This is a genomic window from Caulobacter sp. GW822-FHT07D08 (assembly GCF_058798735.1).
This window is the reverse complement of record NZ_JBXAKU010000002.1, coordinates 468,319-486,692: the sequence shown is the minus strand read 5'-3', so window position 1 is coordinate 486,692 and position 18,374 is coordinate 468,319. Positions and strand designations below refer to the sequence as shown.

The following is an 18,374-nucleotide window of genomic DNA, read 5'->3' as shown; positions in this document are numbered from 1 at the left end:
CCGGCGCTAAATCGCGCCCCATGACCCTGCTCACCCGTCGCGCCATGACCACCGCCGCGCTCGCCGGCACGTTGCTGCCCGGCTTCGCCCGCGCCCAGGCCAGAAAGCCCATCGTCATCGGCCACCGCGGCTGCAGCGGCGAGCGGCCCGAGCACACCGCCCTGGCCTACGAGCGCGCCATCGACCAGGGCGCGGACTTCATCGAGCCGGACCTGGTCCCGACCAAGGACGGCCACCTGGTGGCCCGCCACGAGAACGAGATCGGCGGCACGACCGACGTCGCCAGCCGCCCCGAATTCGCGGCCCGCAAGGCGACCAAGACCATCGACGGCGAGCAGGTCACCGGCTGGTTCGTCGAAGATTTCACCCTGGCCGAGATCAAGACCCTGCGCGCCCGCGAGCGGCTGCCGCAGCTGCGTCCGGCCAGCGCCGCCTTCGACGGTCAGGCCCAGATCCTGACCTACGAGGAGGTCGTGGCCATCGCCAGGGCCGGCGGCCAGCGCACGGGCCGCGTGATCGGAACCTATCCGGAGCTGAAGCACCCGACCTATTTCGCCTCGATCGGCCTGCCGACCGAGGACCGCCTGGTGGCGAAGCTGAAGGCGCTGGACCTGAACTCGGCGAGCGCGCCGGTGTTCGTGCAGTGCTTCGAGGTCGGCGCGCTGAAGAAGCTGCGCGCCAAGACCCCCGCGCGCCTGGTGTTCCTGGTCGACGGCGAGGGCGGCCCGGCCGACCTGCCGAACGTCAAATACACCGACCTGATCACCGCCCAGGGCCTGAAGGACGTCGCGGTCTATGCCGACGGCCTGGGCCCGAACTGGAGCCTGGTGGTCCCCAACGACAAGCAGGTCCTGCTGCCGGCCACCGACCTGGTCAAGAACGCCCACGCCGCGGGCCTGCAGGTCCACCCGTGGACGGTGCGGGCCGAGAACTACTTCCTGCCCGCCAGCTTGCGGAAAGGCGATCCCGCGGACCCGGCCTTCCTCGCCATGCACGGCGACGTCACCCCGGTGTTCAAGGCGCTTTACGCGGCGGGCGTCGACGGCGTGTTCAGCGACTTCCCGGGACTGGCGGCCGCCGCGCGGGGGTAGCCTGGCGCCTCTTGCGGAGACGGCCCGGACCGGTGCAGCGTGCCGTCCGAACTCCCAGGGGAAGCCTCATGAAGATCCGCCACGTCGTCTCCACGGCCGTCCTCGCCGCCGCGCTCATGCTGGGCTCGGCCGCCGCCGCTCAGCCCGCCCGCACGGCGTCCAGCGAGTTGCTGGACCGCGTCGCCGAGGATTTCGTGCGCATGACCCTGGAAGCCGGCGAGCGCGAGCCCGGCTATGTCGACGCCTATTACGGCCCGGTCCACCTGATGGACACCGCCAAGCTCGCCCCGCGCCCCGTCTCGGTGCTGCGCAAGGAGGCCGACCGCCTGATGACCCTGGTGGTCGCCGCCAAGGACAGGCAGCTGTCGCCCGACGAGCGCCGCCGCAAGCTGTTCCTGAAGGGCCAGATCAAGGCCGCCCAGACCCGCCTGGCCATGATCGCCGGCGACACGTTCAGCTTCGAGGACGAGGCGCAGGGCCTGTTCGGCGTCCGCCCGGTGATCAGGCCGCTGAAGAGCTACGACCCGATCCTGGCCCGGATCGACAAGCTGGTCCCGGGCAAGGGCGATCTGGCCGCCCGTGTCGACGCCTTCCAGAACCGCTACGTGATCCCGACCGACAAGGTGGAGGCGGTGATGCAGGCCGGCATCGCCGCCTGCAAGGCCAAGACCGAAGAGCACATCAAGCTGCCGGCCGGCGAGCGCTTCGACATGGAGTTCGTCACCAAGAAGCCGTGGAGCGGCTACAACTGGTACAAGGGCGGCGCCCACAGCCTGATCCAGATCAACACCGACCTGCCGATCTATATCAGCCGCGCGCTCGACCTGGGCTGCCACGAGGGCTATCCGGGCCACCACGTGCTGAACGCCCTGCTGGAAGAGAAGCTGACCAAGGACAAGGGCTGGGTGGAGTTCTCGGTCTATCCGCTGTTCTCGCCACAGTCGTTCATCGCCGAGGGCAGCGCCAATTTCGGCATCGAACTGGCCTTCCCGGGCAAGGCCAAGACCGAATTCGAGCGCGACAAGCTCTACCCGCTGGCGGGCCTGGATCCCAAGACGGCCGAAGCCTATGGCGAGCTGCAGGACGCCAAGGCGGCGCTGTCCAGCAGCGGCAACACCATCGCGGCCCTGTACCTCTCCGGCAAGATGACCAAGGAACAGGCCGTCCGGGCGCTGATGAAGTACACGCTCTATTCGCGCGGCGGAGCCGAGAAGCGGGTGTCGTTCATCGAGACCTACCGCTCGTACGTGATCAATTACAACATCGGCCAGGACATGGTTCGCGACCACGTCTACCGGGCCGGCAAGACCCAGGACGCGCGCTGGAAGGCCATGGAGCGCGTGATCAGCGAACCGACCGTTCCGGCGGATCTGCGGAGGTAGTCAGCGATCCTCCCGCGTGTGCCAGACGCGCAGGATGTATATCCTCTCACCGACAAGTTCGTAGTGAAGCTCATAGTCGCCCGCGAGGATGCGACGGATTTCTCGCGGCGCAAACTCTGCAAGACGTTCACCGGATCGAGGCGCTTCCGGTAGACGTCGCGGCGCGGCGACCAGCCTTTGCACGACGGCTTTGGCGGCTCTCGGGTTCACTTCGGCAAGAAATTGGTGCAGCCGCGCCACGTCGGACGAGGCCTTACCCGTCCAGACGACTTGCATCAGCGCGGCGCGAGCGGCGCGCTATCGGGATCAAGGCTATCGGCCCATGCCTCCATCTCGGCTTGGGTCATGAAACGGCCGGCGTCGACATCGGCCATTCCTTCCAGGATCATGGCGTGATGGCGCGCTTCGCGGTCAACGAACGCCCCGAGCGCTTGCTCGACCACCCAGTTCTGAGACCGATCCAGGCGACGCGCCAGGCGCTCGATCTCATCGGCGAGCGGCGCTGAGACTTCGGCGGTGAGAACCTTGTTGGGCATGGATCGCTCCTGCCGCGAGTATAACCCCAATCCTACGCCGCCTCGACCCCGAACTGCAGGCGAGCCAGCCGCGCATAGAGGCCGCCCTTGGCGAAGAGCTCGGTGTGGGTGCCCTGCTCGACCACACGGCCTTCCTCCATGACCACGATCCGATCGGCCTTCAGCACGGTGGCCAGGCGGTGGGCGATGACCAGGGTGGTGCGGCCGGCCATGGCCGCGTGCAGGGCCTGCTGGACAAGGCGTTCGCTCTCGGCGTCGAGGGCGCTGGTGGCTTCGTCCAGCAACAGGATCGGCGCCTGACGGACCAGGGCCCGGGCGATGGCCAGGCGCTGACGCTGGCCGCCCGAAAGGGTCTTGGCGCGTTCGCCGACCGGGGTGTCGAAACCCTGCGGCAGGGCGGACAGGAAGCCGGCGGCCTGGGCGGCCTCGGCGGCGGCCCGGACCTCGGCCTCGGTGGCGTCGGCGCGGCCGAAGCGGATGTTGTCCATGGCCGAACCCGAGAACAGCGGCGAGTCCTGGCCCACCAGGGCCATGCGGGCGCGAACCTCCGACGGCTCGGCGTCGCGCAGGTCGACGCCGTCCAGGCGGATCGCCCCGGACTGTGGGTCATAGAAACGCAGGAGAAGCCGCAGAACGGTGCTCTTGCCCGCCCCCGAGGGGCCGACCAGGGCGACCGTCTCACCGGGCTTCACGGCCAGATCGAAGCCGTTCAGAGCCGGCAGGTCGGGGCGACCGGGATAGGCGAAGACCACGTTCTCGAAGGCGATCGCGCCCTGGGCCGGGACCGGCAGGGCCTTGGGCGCCGGCGGGGCGGCGATGTCGGGCTTGGCGTTCAGCAGCTCGGAAATGCGGTCCATGGCCCCGGAGGCCTTCTGGACGTCGCCCCAGACCTCGCCCAGGGCCCCGATCGCGCCGGCGGCCATCACCGCCAGCATGGCGAACTGGGCCAGGGTGCCGCCGGTCATCTCGCCGGCCAGGACCAGACGCGCGCCTGTCCACAGCAGCAGGGTGACGCCGCCGAAGGCCAGGGTGATGACCATGGCGGTCATGCTGGCCCGGGTGGTGATGCGGCGCACCGAAGCCTTGTAGGCCTCTTCCACCGCCCCGCCGAAGCGCAGCGAGGAGGCCTGCTCGCGGCCGAAGGCCTGCACCGTCTCCAGGGCGTCCAGGCTCTCGCCGGCATAGCCGACCGCGTCGGCGAAGCGGTCCTGGGCGGTGACGGTCAGCTTGCGCACGCGGCGGCCGACCAGGAACATCGGGGCCAGGATCACCGGCACCATCAGCACGATGAAGCCCGCCAGCTTCGGCGAGACCACCGCCATGTAGCCGAGGCCGCCCACCAGGCTGAGGATGTTGCGCAGGGCGATCGAGGCCGAGGCGCCGACCAGCTGCTCGATCAGCGAGACGTCGGTGGTCAGGCGCGACAGCACCTCGCCCGTGCGGGTCTTCAGGAAATACTCCTGGTCCAGGCCCAGGGTGTGGCCGTAGAGCGCGCGGCGCAGATCGGCCACGACCCGCTCGCCCAGGCGGGTGATGAAGAAGAATCGCAGGGCGGTGGCGATGGCCAGCACCATGGCCACCGCGCCGAGGCCCAGGAAGGCGCTGTTGATCTCGCCGCCCTGACCCTTGGCGAATCCGTGGTCGATCACGTCCTTGAAGGCGGCGGTCAGGCCCAGGGTCGCCCCGGTCGAGAACAGCAGGAAGAAGGCCGCCGCGATCCCGTCGCCCTTGTGCGCCTTGACGAAAGGCAGCAGGTGGGCGAGCGGGCGGATGTCCTTGCGGCGCGGTCGCCGGGCCTTGGCCTCGGCCATGCCCTGGACCAGTTCTGCCCCCGCGCCGGGACGGCCTTCGGCCTTTTGGTCGCCGCCGTTCGCGTCAGTCATCAACAGTCCCTTGCCAAAATCGCGCGGGTTCTTTATAGCCGCCCGTCTTCGAGGGCCACCCCGCGCGTGCGCGGAGGGCGCTTAACCCAATTCACACTCGCCGGCTTAGTCGGACTGGATCGCCGCCATGAAACAAGACATTCACCCCGACTACCACTTCATCACCGTCACCCTGACGGATGGCTCGAACTACCAAACCCGTTCGACCTACGGCAAGGAAGGCGCGACGCTGGCGCTCGACATCGACCCGCGCACCCACCCGGCGTGGACCGGCGGCAACGCCCAGCTGATGGACCGCGGCGGCCGCGTCTCGCGCTTCAACGCCAAGTTCGCCGGCTTCACCAAGAAGTAAGAAGCTTAAAGCTTCTCGCCGTAAGGGCGACGAAAAGCCGGCGCCGCGTTTGCGGGCCGGCTTTTTCCGTATCTGGACGCCCCCTCAGTCCTCTGGATCGTAAGGATCATCGCCGCGATCGCGCATCAGGTCCGTCGCCACGAAATCCATGGCGTCCTCGGCGTCCTTGAAGCTCAGCTCCGACACCGTCTGGTCGCGCACCGAGACGCCCGCCTTGTGGGGACTGTCCGGATCGCCGGTGATCAGCGGGTGCCAGCGCGGCAGGTCCTTGCCCTCGTGGATCCGGCGATAGCCGCAGGACAGCGGCATCCACTCCAGATCCTCGATATTGTAGGGCGTCAGCTTGATGCAGTCCGGCACCGTCTTCTTGCGGTTCGGATAGTCCTTGCAGCGGCAGAGATGCGCGTCGAGGAGCTGGCAGTGCACCCGCGTGGGGATGATTTCGCCAGTATCTTCGTCTTCGAAGCGAACGAGGCAGCAAAGGCCGCACCCATCGCATAGGCTCTCCCACTCGGGGACGGTCATCTCGGAGAGCGTCTTCGTCTCCCAGAAAGGTTTGCGTGGCGTCATGGCGCCGTCCTAAACCCGATTTACCTGGCGACCAAACAGAGCCTGACTCAGACCGTGAACGACTGGACCCTTCCGCCGTACAAATTCGACGACAAGGATCCGTCCAAACGCAGGTCGGAGCCTGCCGCCGGCGCGCCGCCTGAGCCGCCCCACGACCCGTGGGCGCAGCCGGAACCGCTGCGGGATCCGTTCCAGCTGTCGCCGGGCGCGCCGCCCTCCCATCAGCCGCCGCCGCCTCCGCCTCCGGAGGAGCCCTTCCGCGCCGACCTCAAGCACCGCGCCGCCAGGAAGAAAGCCCGCAAGTGGGGCTGGATCTGGGGCGTGCTGCTGGTCTCGTTCCTGATCGGCGTGCTCGCCGCCGGCGGCGGCGCGGCCTATGTCTGGCAGAAGTACCTCAAGGACACCCCGCCCCTACCCTCGCGCTCGGCGCTGTTCGCGGTCAACCGCGCGCCCGGCATCCGCTTCGAGGACCGCAACGGCCAGGTGATCGCCACGCGCGGCCCGCGCTATGGCCAGCGCATCACCATCGGCGCCGTGCCCAACTACGTACCCCAGGCCTTCCTGGCGGCCGAGGACAGGCGTTTCTACCAACACGGACCGATCGACGCCCAGGGCATCGTCCGGGCCGCCTGGGTCAACTGGCGCGGCGGCAAGACCAAGCAGGGCGCCTCGACCCTGACCCAGCAGTTGGCCAAGGGCCTGTTCCTGACGCCCGACCGCGTCGTGAAGCGCAAGCTCCAGGAGATGCTGCTGGCCTGGAAGCTCGAGCAGGTCCTGACCAAGGACGAGATTCTCGAGCTCTATCTGAACCGCATCTATTTCGGGGCCGGCACCTACGGCGTCGACGGCGCGTCCCAGACCTATTTCGGCAAGCCCGCCAGCCAGCTCACCCTGTCCGAGGCGGCCCTGCTGGCCAGCCTGCCCAAGGCCCCGTCGCGCCTGGCGCTGACCAACGACATGGAACGGGCCCTGGCCCGCTCGCGCCTGATCCTGGCGAACATGCGCAAGGAAGGCTGGATCACCGCCGAGCAGGAAAGCCGCGCGCTGGACGACACCCCGCGCCTGTCGCCGATGGCCCTGCAGGACGAGGGCGACTACGGCTGGGTGCTGGACTACGCCACCACCGAGGCGGTGAAGATCGCCGGCCAGAACGCGCCGGACCTGGTGGTGCGCCTGACCATCGACCCGCTGCTGCAGCGCGAGGGCGCCGAGATCGTGCGCCAGACCATGGCCACCGAGACCACCCGCTCGGGCGCCCGCCAGGCGGCTTTGCTGTCGCTGTCGACCGAGGGCGCCATCCGGGCCATGGTCGGCGGCACGGACTATGGCGAGAGCCCGTTCAACCGCGCCGTCCAGGCCCGCCGCCAGCCGGGCTCGACCTTCAAGCCGTTCGTCTACGCCGCCGCCGTCGAGAAGGGCGTGCTGCCCACCGACATCCGCGTCGACGAGCCGGTCAGGTTCGGCGACTGGAGCCCCGAGAACTACAGCGGCGGCTATCGCGGTCCGATGACCGTCGAGCGCGCCCTGATCAACTCGATCAACACCGTGGCCGTGAAGCTGGGCCAGGAGGCCGGCGGCGCGGCGATCGGCGACCTGGTCCGCCGCTTCGGCATCACCACCCTGCCGCCCGTCCCCGACCTGTCGGTGGCCCTGGGCTCGTACGAGGTGAGCCTGCTGCAGCTGACCTCGGGCTTCCAGGTCTTCCAGCAGGGCGGCGTCCGGATCGAGCCCTATGTCATCGAGACGGTCACCACCCAGGACGGCCAGGCGCTGTTCCAGCACCAGCCTCCACAGGCCGAGCGCCGCGTCTATGACGTCGGCCACGCCAGCATCATGGTCAAGATGATGAAGAAGGTCGTCACCGAGGGCACGGCCCAGCGCGCCGCCTTCGGCCGGCCGGCGGCCGGCAAGACCGGCACCAGCCAGAACTGGCGCGACGCCTGGTTCGTCGGCTTCACGCCCGACTACGTGACCGGCGTCTGGGTCGGCAATGACGACGAGAAGCCTATGAACAAGGTGGTCGGCGGCGACATCCCGGCCAGCATCTGGCGCCGCTTCATGATGACCGCCCACCAGACCCTGGCGGTCCGCGACTTCGACTGGTTGCTGCCGGACCCCGCGCCGCAGACCGAGCCGGATCCGCGCAACGGCTACTACGAGACCCTGTCGGCGGAATTCGCGCGCGCGGCCTCGGAACTGGACGCGGCGGCGAAGGCGGCCGAGACCATGGCGCCCCCGACGGGTCCCGCCCCGCCCTCGCCGGAGCGGCTGCCTTACTGATCGGGGCTATCGATCCGCGAAGGTCGTGTAGTCTTGGTATGGGCTCTTGACGAACAGCACCTCGACGACGCCCGCTGACATGGATCCGGGCGGCTCCGGTACAACGTCGTAGTGGACCTCATATCCTCCTGGCGAGCTGCATTTACGCCTCCCAGCCAAGCCGAAGATCGGGTGTCGCAACGGATCACGTCGAAGGTCTTTTACGTTCTTCTTAAGGGCGTCGAGCTTTCGCCACGCAGCAGCACCGGCGCCGGGCTGAGATAACCATTTGGTGATGTTGCGCATCTCGACCTGCGCGTCCTTGGAAAGAGTCACCTTCCAAGACAAGGCTCCCCTCAGCCCTCGGCGTCTGGAAGCAGCAAGCTATCGAGGAAGGCGTCGAGTTCGTCGTCCTCGATGCAGTCACCTGCCGCGATCTGCGCTCGGCCTCGTGCCGCGCGTTCCTCATCGGACATAAGCTCGCTTGGCATGGACCCCGACGAATGACTCGGCGGCCTCAGGAAGTTGGCGGTGTTCGTCGGGCGGGTCATGAGAACTCCTACCCGGAACATAACGCCAACTTCGACGACTTGTCACGCCGCCAATCGACGCGCCCTACCGGTAACCCGTCAGCGACGTCGGCCGATCCGCCACCTTCGCCGCCCAGGTCTTGTTCGGCGTGGCGCTCATCGTGAAGACCAGTTCGCCGCCGGCCACGATCTCGTCGTGCTTGAGATAGGCCCGGGTCAGCGGCTTGCCGTTCAGCGTCACCTTGCCAACGTACGGCCTGTCGTCGGCCAGCCCCTCGGCGCGCACCGTGAAGCGCTTGCCGTTTGGGAGGTTCAGCGCCGCCCTGTCCACGAACGGCCGGCCGATGGCGTATTCGTTCGAGGCCGGGGTCACCGGATAGAAGCCCAGGCTGGTGAACATCAGCCAGGCCGACATCTGGCCCAGGTCGTCATTGCCCGACAGGCCGTCGGGCGTGGGCTTGTACTGGCTCTTGATGATCTGGGTCAGGCGGGCCTGGGTGCGCCATGGGGCGCCGGCGTAGTCGTACATATAGGCCACGTGGTGGCTGGGCTCGTTGCCGTGGATGTACTGGCCGATCAGGCCGGCGATGTCCTCGGCGTGCGAGTAGTCGACCTTGGAGTTGTCGAAGTCGAACATCGCGTCCAGCTTCCTGACCGTCGCCGCGTCGCCGCCCAGCGTCTTGACGATCCCGCCCAGGTCCTGCGGCGCGAACCACGAATATTGCCAGGCGTTGCCCTCGGTGTAGTCCGAGCCGTAGTTGATGGCGGTCGGATTGAACGGCTCGCGGAAGGTCCCATCGGACTTGCGGGCCCGCAGGAAGCCGGTCTTCGTATCGAAGCTGTTGCGCCAGTACGACGCCCGCTTCTCGAAGGTCTTGGCGACCTCATCCTGGCCCATGTCCTTGGCCATGCGGGCGATGGTCCAGTCGTCATAGGCGTATTCGACGGTCTTGGAGGCGGCTTCCGGCTCCTTGTCGATCGGCGCGTAGCCCAGCTTCATGTAGTCGCCGAGACCGCCATAGGGGGCGTAGGTCGCGCTCTTGACCATGGCGTCCAGGGCCGCCTTGCCGTCATAGCCGCGGATGCCCTTCATCCAGGCGTCGGCGATGACCGGAACGGCGTGGTAGCCGATCATCGTCCAGGTCTCCTGGCCGTGGAACTGCCAGACCGGCAGGATGCCGTAGGGGCTCTGCTTCTGCGAGGCGATCAGCGAGTTGACCACGTCATTAGTGTAGTCGGCCGGCTGGATCAGGGTCAGCAGCGGATGCTCGGCCCGGAAGGTGTCCCACAGCGAGAAGGTCGAGTGGAAGGTGAACGGGCGGCCGTCCAGCTTGCCCTCGTGCACCTGGTCGTCGGGCCCCCGGTAGCGGCCGTCGGCGTCGGCATAGACGCTGGGCGCCAGCAGGGTGTGGTAGAGCGCCGTGTAGAGCGTCTTCTTCATCGGGGCCGGGGCCTCGATGTCGACCGCGCCCAGGGCCTTCTCCCAGGCGGTCCTGGCGCGGGCGCGCTGGGCGTCGAAGTCGAAGCCCGGCTCGTCGCTGGCGAGGTTGGCGATCGCCCCGTCCTCGCTGACCGACGACAGCGCCACCTTCACGGTCAGCGGCCCGTCGATCTGGCCGAAGTCGAACACCCCGACCAGGGCGCGGCCCTGGACCTGGGCGCGGTCGTTGGGCGTCCGCCCCGGCTGGGCGAAGCCGTTATAGGGCACGTCCTTCTCGGTGTTCCGGAACGCCTGGCCGACCAGCGGACGGTCGAACCTGATAGCGAAGAACAGCTTGCGCCCCGGCGCCCAGCCGCGCGTCTCGCGATAGCCGGTGACCACGCCGTCCGGCGAGACCCGCAGGCGCGACCAAAGCACCTTGCCCGGATAGTTGTAGATCGAGCTGCGCAGGTCGATCAGCACCTGGGCGCGGTCGCCCTTCTGGAAGGTGTAGCGGTGCAGGCCGGTGCGCAGGCCGGCCGTCAGCTCGGCGCGCACGCGGCTGTCGCTGAGGGTCACGGCGTAATAGCCCGGCTGGGCCACCTCGGTGTCGTGGCTGTAGCGCGAGCGGTAGCCCGAGCCCGGCTTGTCGGCCTCGCCCGGCTCCAGCTTGGCCTCGCCCGCGACAGGGGTCAGCAGGATGTCGCCGAGGTCCGAATGGCCCGCGCCCGAGAAGTGGGTGTGCGAGAAGCCCAGGATGGTCGGGTCGCCGAAGCGGTAGCCGGCCGCGCGGGCGTAGCTCTGCTTGAACGGCAGGATGTCGGTGTCGGGGCTCAGCTGCACCATGCCGAACGGGACCACCGCCCCCGGGAAGGTGTGACCGTCGCCGCCCGTGCCGATGAACGGGTCGACGGACTCGTAGGCTGTGGTGGTCTGGGCCAGGACGGGCGTCGCCGCCAGGATCGAGAGGCTGGCGAGCAGGGCGAGGCGCAGACGCATTCAGGTAACTCCGCAACTTGAGCGGGGGCACCGTAGCAGCGCCCACACGCTTGTCATCCCGGCCAAGCGCGAAGCGCGCCGAGCCGGGACCGCCGGAAGCTCAGCGTCTGTTGCGGTCCCGGCTCTCCGCTAAGCTACGGCCGGGATGACAGTGGAAATTATTGCTCGCCCAACGCCCTGTCCACCGCCGCCATCGCGTGGAGGGTCGTGGTGTCGAACACCGGGACCGGGCTGTCGGCTTGGCCGATCAGCAGCATGATCTCGGTACAGCCCAGGATGATCGCCTGGGCGCCCCGCGCCACCAGTCGCGCGATCACCGCCTTGTAGGCCTCGCGGGAAGCGTCGAGCACCTGGCCGGTCACCAACTCCTCGTAGATGATCCGGTGCACGGCGGCGCGGTCGTCGGCGTCCGGGGTCAGCACGGTCAGGCCGTGCTTCCGCTCAAGGCGGCCGCGATAGAAGTCGTGCTCCATGGTGAAGGCCGTGCCCAGCAGGCCGACCGTCGTCATGCCGGCGGCCTTGATCGCCTCGCCCGTCGGGTCGGCGATGTGCAGCAGCGGAATCTTCACCGCCGCCTCGATGGCGTCGGCCTCGCGGTGCATGGTGTTGGTGCAGAGGACCAGGAAGTCCGCGCCGCCAGCCTCTAGCGCCCGCGCGGCGTCGGCCAGGCGGCGCGACAGTTCGGGCCAGCGGCCGGCGTGCTGCAGATGCTCGATCTCGGCGAAGTCGAACGACCACATCAAGGTCTTGGCCGAGGCGACGCCGCCCAGCCGGTCCCGCACCGCCTCGTTGATCAGCCGGTAGTACTGGGCCGAGCTTTCCCAGCTCATGCCGCCGATCAATCCGATGAGCGCCTGTTCGGTCATGCCGTCCTCCGTCGGAGACGGTCCTAGAGAGCCCGGCGCGGGGTTACAACACCTCGCGCCGCGCCAGATGGGCGATGGCTACAGCCAGGGCGACCAGGCCAAGGCCGCCGCCGAGCGCCAGGGCGGTCTCTACCCGCCACGTCTCCCTGGCCAGCATGTTGACCGGCATCTGCCAGGGGAAGAACACCCCCTCCTTGGCCGAGGTCGCCACCACCGAGAAAAAGGTCCCGCCGATGCCGATCGCCAGGGCCGGCACGAAGCTGGCGAAGCGCAGGGCGGTCCACAGCTGTATGGCGGTCAGCAGGATCGCGGCGGCGACGATCTTGAGATTCAGCAGCAGCAGGCGCGCCACGTCCACCGTCCCGGTCGGCGTCATGACGGGCTTGATCGTCGCCGCCGCAGAGACCGACGCCCAGCTCAGCAGAAGGTTCAGGCCGCTCATGACCGTGACCACGGCGATCACGCAGATCGCCTTGGCGGCATAGAGCTTCCAGCGCGGAACCGGCAGCGCCCGCAGATGATCCCAGGCGCGGGGTCCATGCTCCATGTGCGCGACCAGGGCGGTCAGGGCCGTCACGCTCATGGGCAGCATGAAGAAGGCCCATGCGGTGGTCGAGCCTTCCAACAGCCTGTCCCACGGCGGGGCCTTATCGCCGCGCAGCACCAGGAAGAACAGGAAGGCTGCGATCAGCGACGGCGCGGCGATGGCCAGGACGGCGGCCAGCGAGCGGTTCAGCTTGCGCAATTCGACGGACAGGACGGCGAGCATCAGGCGGCCTCGGCTTGACGGGGGGCAGGAACGGCGACGCGGCGAAAGATGTCCTCCAGCGACTGGGCGCGGGGACCGATGGCGAAGACGGGAACGGCGGCCTCGACCAGCAGGGCGGTGAGCCCGGCCACGGCCGGGTCGACAGCGTCGCCGGCGTCCAGGGCCACGGTCAGGCTTTCGGCGACGCGGACGTCCAGGCCGTGGGCGCGCAGCAGCGCGGCGGCCCGCGCATCGTCGCCGGTGCGCAGGACGATCTCCGGCGCGAGGCCGGCCTTCAGGCGGGAAAGCTCGCCCTCCAGCACCAGCCGGCCGTCATTGACGACGCCGACATGGGTGGCGGTCTGCTCGATCTCACCCAGCAGGTGGCTGGACAGCAGCACGGTGGCGCCGGTGCGCTCTGGCAGGCTCTTGAGGAACCGGCGCATGTCGGCGATGCCGTCGGGGTCGAGACCGTTGGTCGGCTCGTCCAGCACCAGCACCGGCGGCGCGCCCAGCATGGCGCGGGCCAGGCCAAGCCGCTGGCGCATGCCCAGCGAATAGCCGGCCACCTTGCGACCGGCGTCGGGACGCATCTCGACCACCTCCAGCACCCGGTCGATCTCGCTGGCGGGACAGCCCAGCAGAGTCGTGGTCAGGGCCAGGTTCTCCCGACCGGTCAGGTTGCCGTAGAAACCGTGCGCCTCCAGCAGCGCCCCGACCTTGCGCGCCGCGCCGATGCGGTCGCGGGCGACGTCGACGCCGCAGACCCTGGCCACGCCTGAGGTCGGACGGATCAGGCCCAGCACCATCTTCAGCGTCGTGGTCTTGCCCGCGCCGTTGCGGCCCAGGAAGCCGTACACGGCCCGCTCGGGCACGGTCATCGACACGCCGTCGACCGCCAGGCGCGGGCCGAAACGACGGGACAGACCTTCGGTTTCGATGGCGACGGACATGCGGCGGCGCTCACTTTCGTTTAAGTCAGATATAAAGTTGCGAAGCGATCGTCTTTAAGTCAAGATTAAAGATGAGACAGGTTGGGAGGCCGCCGTGAACGCCAATGACGCCGAGAAATTCCGCCGCATGTGCGGCCAGTTCCGCTGGCTGGCCGTGTTCATGGTCGTCAGTGTCGGCCTGCTCCTGGCGCTGATGGCCTGGATCGCGCCGCTGCTGCTGATGGCCCTGCACAGGCCGACGGCGCCCGCCCCCGCCAAGGTGCTCGCCATCACGATCCAGTACATCCCGGCCGTCTGCTACCTGTTCGGGGTGTGGTCGATCGGCCAGGCGCTGGGCGAGATCGCCAAGGGCCGGCTGATCCAGGCCGCCCTGCCCTCGGCCCTGCGCCGCGTCGGCCTGGCCTTGGGGGTCGGCGGCGTCGCCAGCGTCTTCGTGGTCATCAACCTGATGCGGCTGGTCGGGGCGGACAAGCGCAGCTATCTGAACTTCGACGTGGCCGGCATGACGCTGGGCATGATCGGCGGCGCCCTTTTCCTGCTGGGCCGCGTGATGGACCAGGCCCTGGCGGCGCAGGCCGAACTCGACGAGATTGTCTGATGCCCGTTCGCGTCACCCTGGACGCCTTGATCGTCGCCAAGGGCCTCAAAGCCCGCGACCTGGCCCAGGAGGTCGGCCTCAGCGAGACCCAGCTGTCCCTGTTCCGCTCGGGCAAGGTCAAGGGCATCCGCTTCCGCACCCTGGCCCGTCTGTGCGCGGCTCTGGACTGCAAGCCGGGCGACCTGCTGGACTACGCGTTCGACACGTCTGACCTGACCGCGCCCGACGACGGGGACTAAGGCGCGTCCTGACCCCACATCTGGGTCGGGCCGGCCACGTCCATCGGCGGCGGCAGATCGACCATCCTGATCAGCCGCGAGCCCAGTCGGGCGGCGACGGCCTGCGAGGCGAGATTGTCGGGATGGATCATGTGGGCCACCGACGTCCAGCCCAGGTCCTCGAACACGAACTTCAGGCAAGCGCCAGCCGCCTCGGTGGCGTAGCCCCGGCCCCAGGCCGAGCGGTGCAGCATCCAGCCGACCTCCCGCGCCGGCCAGCCCTCCGGCTGCCAGGGACCGGAGCGACCGACCCAGCGCCCGGTGGCCTTCTCGATCACCGAGAAGGTCCCGAACCCGCGCAGCGGCCACATGCCGACCACCTGGGCCATGGCGCGCCAGGCGATGCTGCGCGGCATGGCGCCGCCCAGATAGCGCATGCACTCGGGATCGCCGTGGAACTCGGCCCAGCCGGCGTCGAAGTCGTCCTGCACCGGGACCCGCAGGATCAGGCGTTCGGTTTCGAGCGTGGGCGACAAGGCGTATCCCCAAGGCCAAGATTCGTCGCTCGACCTTAGGCGCTTCCCGGCGACCGCCAAGCCCCGCAAGGGCGACGCGCCGCCGCCCCCTAGTCCCGCAGGGGCCGCAACCGGTTCACGTGGCCCATCTTCCGTCCCGGCCGGGCCTCGCCCTTGCCGTAGAGGTGGACGCGGGTCTCCGGCTCGGCGGCCAGCTTGCGCCAGGCGTCGACGTCAGCGCCCAGCAGGTTGGTCATCTCGACATGATGGTGCGGGTCGGTCGGGCCCAGCGGCCAGCCGGCGACAGCGCGGATGTGCTGCTCGAACTGGTCGACCTCGCAGCCGTCCTGGGTCCAGTGGCCGGTGTTGTGGACGCGCGGGGCGAACTCGTTGACCAGCAGCTTGCCGCCAGCCAGCTCGAACAGCTCCACACCGATCACCCCGACATAGTCCAGGGCGGTCAGGATCTTGATGGCGATGGTCTCGGCCTGGTCGCGGGTCGCCGGCGTGACCTTGGCGGGCGCCACGGTGCGCTTGAGCACGCCGCCTTCGTGGTGGTTCTCCGACAGGGGATAGCAGGCGATCTCACCGTCGCGGCTACGGGCGGCGATCACCGACAGTTCGCGGCCGAAGTCGGCGGGAGCCTCGAGAATGGCGGCGCGCCGGCCGATCTTCTCGAACGCGGCCTCGGCGTCGGAAGCCTTCTGGATCCAGGCCTGGCCCTTGCCGTCATAGCCATCGCGGCGCGTCTTCAGCAGCGACGGCGCGCCGATCTTGGCGACCGCCGCGGCCAGGCTCTCGCTGTCCTGGACGGCGGCGAAGGCCACCGTCGGCACGCCGATCTCGGCCAGGAAACTCTTCTCGACCACCCGGTCCTGAGCGGCGGCCAGGGCCTTGGCGCCCGGCGAGACCACCGCGCCCAGGGCGGCCAGTTCCGACACGGTGTCGGCCGGGACGTTCTCGAACTCGTAGGTGACGACGTCGCAGGCCTCGGCCAGGCGCTTCAGCGCCCAGCGGTCGTCGTAAGCGGCGACGATCTGGCGGGCGGCGACGCGGCCGGCGGGTGAATTCTCTTCCGGATCCTGGATGACGACATCGAAGCCCAGCCGGGCGGCGGCCTGGGCCAGCATGCGGCCCAGTTGGCCCCCGCCGAGGATGCCGATGGTCGAACCGGGAACGAGGGGAAACTCAGGCATCTGGATCAGTCCTCGACGCTCTCGGCGACGCTGTCGGTCTGGGCCTGGCGGAAGGCCGACAGGCGCTGGTTGAGGGCCGGATCCGACAGGGCCAGAATCTGGGCGGCCAGGAGGCCAGCGTTCTTGGCCCCAGCCTCGCCGATCGCCAGGGTCGCCACTGGGACGCCGCCGGGCATCTGGACGATCGAGAGCAGGCTGTCGAGGCCGCTCAGCGCCTTGGATTGCACCGGCACGCCCAGCACCGGAAGATTGGTCATCGAGGCGGCCATGCCCGGCAAATGCGCCGCGCCGCCGGCCCCGGCGATGATCACCTTGTAGCCGGCGGCTTCCGCGCCGGTGGCGAAGTCGAACAGACGCTGAGGGGTGCGGTGGGCCGAGACAACCTTGGCCTCGTAGGTCACGCCCAGGGCGTCCAGCGCGTCGGCCGCGCCCTTCATGGTCGGCCAGTCCGAGCGGCTGCCCATGATGATGGCGACGGGCGGCGTGGTCGAAGGCATCGGCGTCGTCTCTCTGCTAGAGCCTGTCCGTTTCTGATGGAGACATCAGAAACGGATAAACAGGCTCTACCTCAAACATCTAGAGCGTGGCAGACGCCGAAACCGCTTACACTTTCGGCTGCCACGCTCTGGGCGAGCGTCGGAAGGCCGCCCCGTATGCGCGTCCGCCCGCTCCGGCAAGCCCAAAACGACACAAAACGTTCCGGGGTCGCCTCTAGAGTGGGCGCGTCGATCCGCGCCTGCGGCTTATCGGCGCCCCCGATTGCGTCGAACGGCGTTCCCGTTAACCTTAATGCTAGCTGTGCCATAACGATTCCCTGTGAACTCATGAAGATCTCCGGCGCCCGAACCGAACCTTTCGCCGCCATCCGCAAGCGCGCCCTCGCGCGCGCCGGGGCTCAGGTCGTGGCGCGCGAGGTGGCCGCCCCCGACAGCGCCGCCTTCCTGGGCCTCACGGAAGCCGACATGAGCCCGAAGGTCATCGAGGCGCTTCAGACCCTGATGAGCGAGATCGACGACCTGCGGAACGAGGTCGCCATGCTGAAGCTGCGCCTGAACGAGGCGCAGGGCCTGGCCGACATGGACGTGCTGACGCCGGTGCTGAACCGCCGGGCGTTCCTGCGCGAGATGAAGCGCGTCTCGGCCTTCGCCCAGCGCTACGGCTCGCCGGCCAGCGTGGTGTTCTTCGACCTTGACAACTTCAAGGCCGTCAACGACCGCTTCGGCCACGCCGCTGGCGACGAGGCCCTGAAGGCCGTCGCCAAGCGCCTGCTGGCCAATGTCCGCGAGAGCGACGTCGTGGGCCGCATGGGCGGCGACGAGTTCGCCGTGCTGCTGGCCCAGGCCGACAAGGAAACCGCCCTGTCCAAGGCTCAGAGCCTGGCCGACGCTGTCCGCTCCGCGCCGGTCGAGTTCGGCGAATGGTCGGCCCCGCTGCATATCTCCTACGGCGTGCGCGAGATCGAGCCCGGCGCCGATCCGGAACAGGCCCTGGCCGAAGCCGACGCCGCCATGTTCGTCCGCAAGCGGAAGCAAGCCTGACGACAACTCAAGGGAATGCGACCTTATCGCGCGGCGACGGCCCCCGCCGGTCGCGGTAACAGATCTTCATAGTCTGTTAAGCATGACTGGGCGTGGGACGGATGCAGCGTATTCTGATCGCCGAGGATGACCCTGTCCTCTCGCTGATCTACGAAATCACCCTGACCGAGGCGGGGTTTGACGTCCTGCTGTGTCGGGACGGCCAGGAAGCCTATGAGGCCTTGGACCGGTTCAAGCCCGACCTGGTGATCACCGACCACTCGATGCCGCGCATGAGCGGCGGCGAGCTGGTCAGCGCCGTGCGCAAGGCTCGCCCCAGCGCCATGACCCTGATGGCCTCGGCCGTCGACGCCCGCCTGCTGAAGGACGACCAGCACGCCGACGCGCGGCTGGAAAAGCCGATCACCCCGGGTCGCCTGCTGCAGACCGTCCGCGACCTGGAAGCGACCGCGATCGCCGCCTGACGCCGCCTACGCGATGATGTCGGGGGTAAGCTGGTCTTCCAGCCGGCCGATCTCGTCCTTGAGGGCCAGCTTCTTGCGCTTCAGGCGGGCGACCTGCAGCATGTCGGGCTGGTAGCGCTCTTCCAGCGCTCGGATGGCGTCGTCGAGATCCTTGTGATCCTCGCGCAGGTCGGCAAGGCGACGTTCGATCGCGATGTCGGTGTCTTCCGACGGATCATCGTCGTTCATGGACATATCTCAGGTGAGCCCCAGTAGG

Annotated in this window: 22 protein-coding genes; 8 read left to right on the top strand and 14 right to left on the bottom strand. The window is 68.6% G+C overall.

Annotation, left to right across the window (positions count from 1 at the left end):
* Positions 1-20 precede the first annotated feature (20 nt).
* Both AC1RJ9_RS06190 and AC1RJ9_RS06185 read left to right on the top strand, forming a co-directional pair.
* Positions 21-1,091, top strand: coding sequence for a glycerophosphodiester phosphodiesterase (locus tag AC1RJ9_RS06190; protein WP_492836862.1), 1,071 nt, complete (start codon positions 21-23; stop codon positions 1,089-1,091).
* Positions 1,092-1,159: 68 nt separating this feature from the next.
* Positions 1,160-2,473: a hypothetical protein gene (locus tag AC1RJ9_RS06185; RefSeq protein WP_492836861.1), complete on the top strand. Its 1,314-nt coding sequence runs from the start codon at positions 1,160-1,162 to the stop codon at positions 2,471-2,473.
* On the opposite strand, the gene AC1RJ9_RS06180 is transcribed toward AC1RJ9_RS06185, so the two are convergent.
* Genes AC1RJ9_RS06180 through AC1RJ9_RS06170 form a run of 3 tightly spaced genes read right to left on the bottom strand, consistent with a single transcriptional unit; the run spans position 2,474 to position 4,895 of the window.
* On the bottom strand, positions 2,474-2,749 hold the full coding sequence (locus AC1RJ9_RS06180) for a type II toxin-antitoxin system RelE/ParE family toxin (RefSeq protein WP_492836860.1): 276 nt from the start codon (positions 2,747-2,749) through the stop codon (positions 2,474-2,476).
* Positions 2,749-3,009: a CopG family ribbon-helix-helix protein gene (locus AC1RJ9_RS06175; RefSeq protein WP_492836859.1), complete on the bottom strand. Its 261-nt coding sequence runs from the start codon at positions 3,007-3,009 to the stop codon at positions 2,749-2,751. The genes AC1RJ9_RS06180 and AC1RJ9_RS06175 overlap by 1 nt, the downstream gene beginning before the upstream one ends.
* Positions 3,010-3,041: 32 nt before the next feature.
* Complete coding sequence (locus tag AC1RJ9_RS06170; RefSeq protein ID WP_492836858.1) at positions 3,042-4,895, bottom strand: ABC transporter transmembrane domain-containing protein; 1,854 nt, start codon at positions 4,893-4,895, stop codon at positions 3,042-3,044.
* Between the two features lie 124 nt (positions 4,896-5,019).
* Here AC1RJ9_RS06170 and rpmE point away from each other — a divergent pair, with 124 nt between their 5' ends.
* A complete protein-coding gene (gene rpmE, locus AC1RJ9_RS06165) occupies positions 5,020-5,244 on the top strand; it encodes a 50S ribosomal protein L31 (RefSeq protein WP_125159158.1) in 225 nt (74 codons plus the stop codon).
* Between the two features lie 84 nt (positions 5,245-5,328).
* Here rpmE and AC1RJ9_RS06160 read toward each other — a convergent pair whose 3' ends face one another.
* On the bottom strand, positions 5,329-5,814 hold the full coding sequence (locus AC1RJ9_RS06160) for a YcgN family cysteine cluster protein (RefSeq protein ID WP_125159159.1): 486 nt from the start codon (positions 5,812-5,814) through the stop codon (positions 5,329-5,331).
* A 54-nt stretch (positions 5,815-5,868) separates the two neighbouring features.
* Between AC1RJ9_RS06160 and pbpC the strand changes: the two genes are divergently transcribed.
* Positions 5,869-8,094 (top strand): multimodular transpeptidase-transglycosylase PbpC, encoded by a 2,226-nt coding sequence (pbpC, locus tag AC1RJ9_RS06155; protein ID WP_492836857.1) that lies wholly within the window; start codon positions 5,869-5,871, stop codon positions 8,092-8,094.
* A 6-nt stretch (positions 8,095-8,100) separates the two neighbouring features.
* On the opposite strand, the gene AC1RJ9_RS06150 is transcribed toward pbpC, so the two are convergent.
* The 6 genes from AC1RJ9_RS06150 to AC1RJ9_RS06125 all read right to left on the bottom strand — a co-directional run bounded on the left by AC1RJ9_RS06150 (position 8,101) and on the right by AC1RJ9_RS06125 (position 13,589).
* Positions 8,101-8,409: a hypothetical protein gene (locus tag AC1RJ9_RS06150; RefSeq protein ID WP_492836856.1), complete on the bottom strand. Its 309-nt coding sequence runs from the start codon at positions 8,407-8,409 to the stop codon at positions 8,101-8,103.
* A 20-nt stretch (positions 8,410-8,429) separates the two neighbouring features.
* On the bottom strand, positions 8,430-8,624 hold the full coding sequence (locus AC1RJ9_RS06145) for a hypothetical protein (protein WP_492836855.1): 195 nt from the start codon (positions 8,622-8,624) through the stop codon (positions 8,430-8,432).
* A gap of 64 nt (positions 8,625-8,688) precedes the next feature.
* Entirely contained in the window at positions 8,689-11,022 is a 2,334-nt protein-coding gene (locus AC1RJ9_RS06140) for a GH92 family glycosyl hydrolase (protein ID WP_492836854.1), read from the bottom strand.
* A gap of 158 nt (positions 11,023-11,180) precedes the next feature.
* Complete coding sequence (locus AC1RJ9_RS06135; protein WP_492836853.1) at positions 11,181-11,888, bottom strand: aspartate/glutamate racemase family protein; 708 nt, start codon at positions 11,886-11,888, stop codon at positions 11,181-11,183.
* Between the two features lie 43 nt (positions 11,889-11,931).
* Positions 11,932-12,657: an ABC transporter permease gene (locus tag AC1RJ9_RS06130; RefSeq protein ID WP_492836852.1), complete on the bottom strand. Its 726-nt coding sequence runs from the start codon at positions 12,655-12,657 to the stop codon at positions 11,932-11,934.
* Entirely contained in the window at positions 12,657-13,589 is a 933-nt protein-coding gene (locus AC1RJ9_RS06125) for an ABC transporter ATP-binding protein (RefSeq protein ID WP_492836851.1), read from the bottom strand. Before AC1RJ9_RS06125 ends, AC1RJ9_RS06130 begins: the two co-directional genes overlap by 1 nt.
* 94 nt (positions 13,590-13,683) lie before the next feature.
* On the opposite strand from AC1RJ9_RS06125, the gene AC1RJ9_RS06120 reads away from it, so the two are divergent.
* Together AC1RJ9_RS06120 and AC1RJ9_RS06115 are read left to right on the top strand one after the other, a co-directional pair.
* Complete coding sequence (locus AC1RJ9_RS06120; RefSeq protein WP_492836850.1) at positions 13,684-14,187, top strand: DUF2975 domain-containing protein; 504 nt, start codon at positions 13,684-13,686, stop codon at positions 14,185-14,187.
* Positions 14,187-14,426 (top strand): helix-turn-helix domain-containing protein, encoded by a 240-nt coding sequence (locus AC1RJ9_RS06115; protein ID WP_492836849.1) that lies wholly within the window; start codon positions 14,187-14,189, stop codon positions 14,424-14,426. Before AC1RJ9_RS06120 ends, AC1RJ9_RS06115 begins: the two co-directional genes overlap by 1 nt.
* Here the strand turns inward: AC1RJ9_RS06115 and AC1RJ9_RS06110 are convergent.
* From AC1RJ9_RS06110 to purE, 3 genes are all read right to left on the bottom strand, one after another.
* A complete protein-coding gene (locus AC1RJ9_RS06110) occupies positions 14,423-14,941 on the bottom strand; it encodes a GNAT family N-acetyltransferase (protein WP_125159166.1) in 519 nt (172 codons plus the stop codon). The genes AC1RJ9_RS06115 and AC1RJ9_RS06110 overlap by 4 nt on opposite strands.
* Positions 14,942-15,030: 89 nt before the next feature.
* On the bottom strand, positions 15,031-16,116 hold the full coding sequence (locus tag AC1RJ9_RS06105) for a 5-(carboxyamino)imidazole ribonucleotide synthase (protein WP_492836848.1): 1,086 nt from the start codon (positions 16,114-16,116) through the stop codon (positions 15,031-15,033).
* Between the two features lie 5 nt (positions 16,117-16,121).
* Complete coding sequence (gene purE, locus AC1RJ9_RS06100; RefSeq protein WP_492836847.1) at positions 16,122-16,613, bottom strand: 5-(carboxyamino)imidazole ribonucleotide mutase; 492 nt, start codon at positions 16,611-16,613, stop codon at positions 16,122-16,124.
* A 327-nt stretch (positions 16,614-16,940) separates the two neighbouring features.
* On the opposite strand from purE, the gene AC1RJ9_RS06095 reads away from it, so the two are divergent.
* Positions 16,941-17,654: a GGDEF domain-containing protein gene (locus AC1RJ9_RS06095; protein ID WP_492836846.1), complete on the top strand. Its 714-nt coding sequence runs from the start codon at positions 16,941-16,943 to the stop codon at positions 17,652-17,654.
* 101 nt (positions 17,655-17,755) lie between these two features.
* A complete protein-coding gene (locus AC1RJ9_RS06090) occupies positions 17,756-18,118 on the top strand; it encodes a response regulator (RefSeq protein ID WP_492836845.1) in 363 nt (120 codons plus the stop codon).
* 6 nt (positions 18,119-18,124) lie between these two features.
* Here AC1RJ9_RS06090 and AC1RJ9_RS06085 read toward each other — a convergent pair whose 3' ends face one another.
* Complete coding sequence (locus AC1RJ9_RS06085) at positions 18,125-18,352, bottom strand: YdcH family protein (protein WP_492836844.1); 228 nt, start codon at positions 18,350-18,352, stop codon at positions 18,125-18,127.
* Positions 18,353-18,374: the final 22 nt, after the last annotated feature.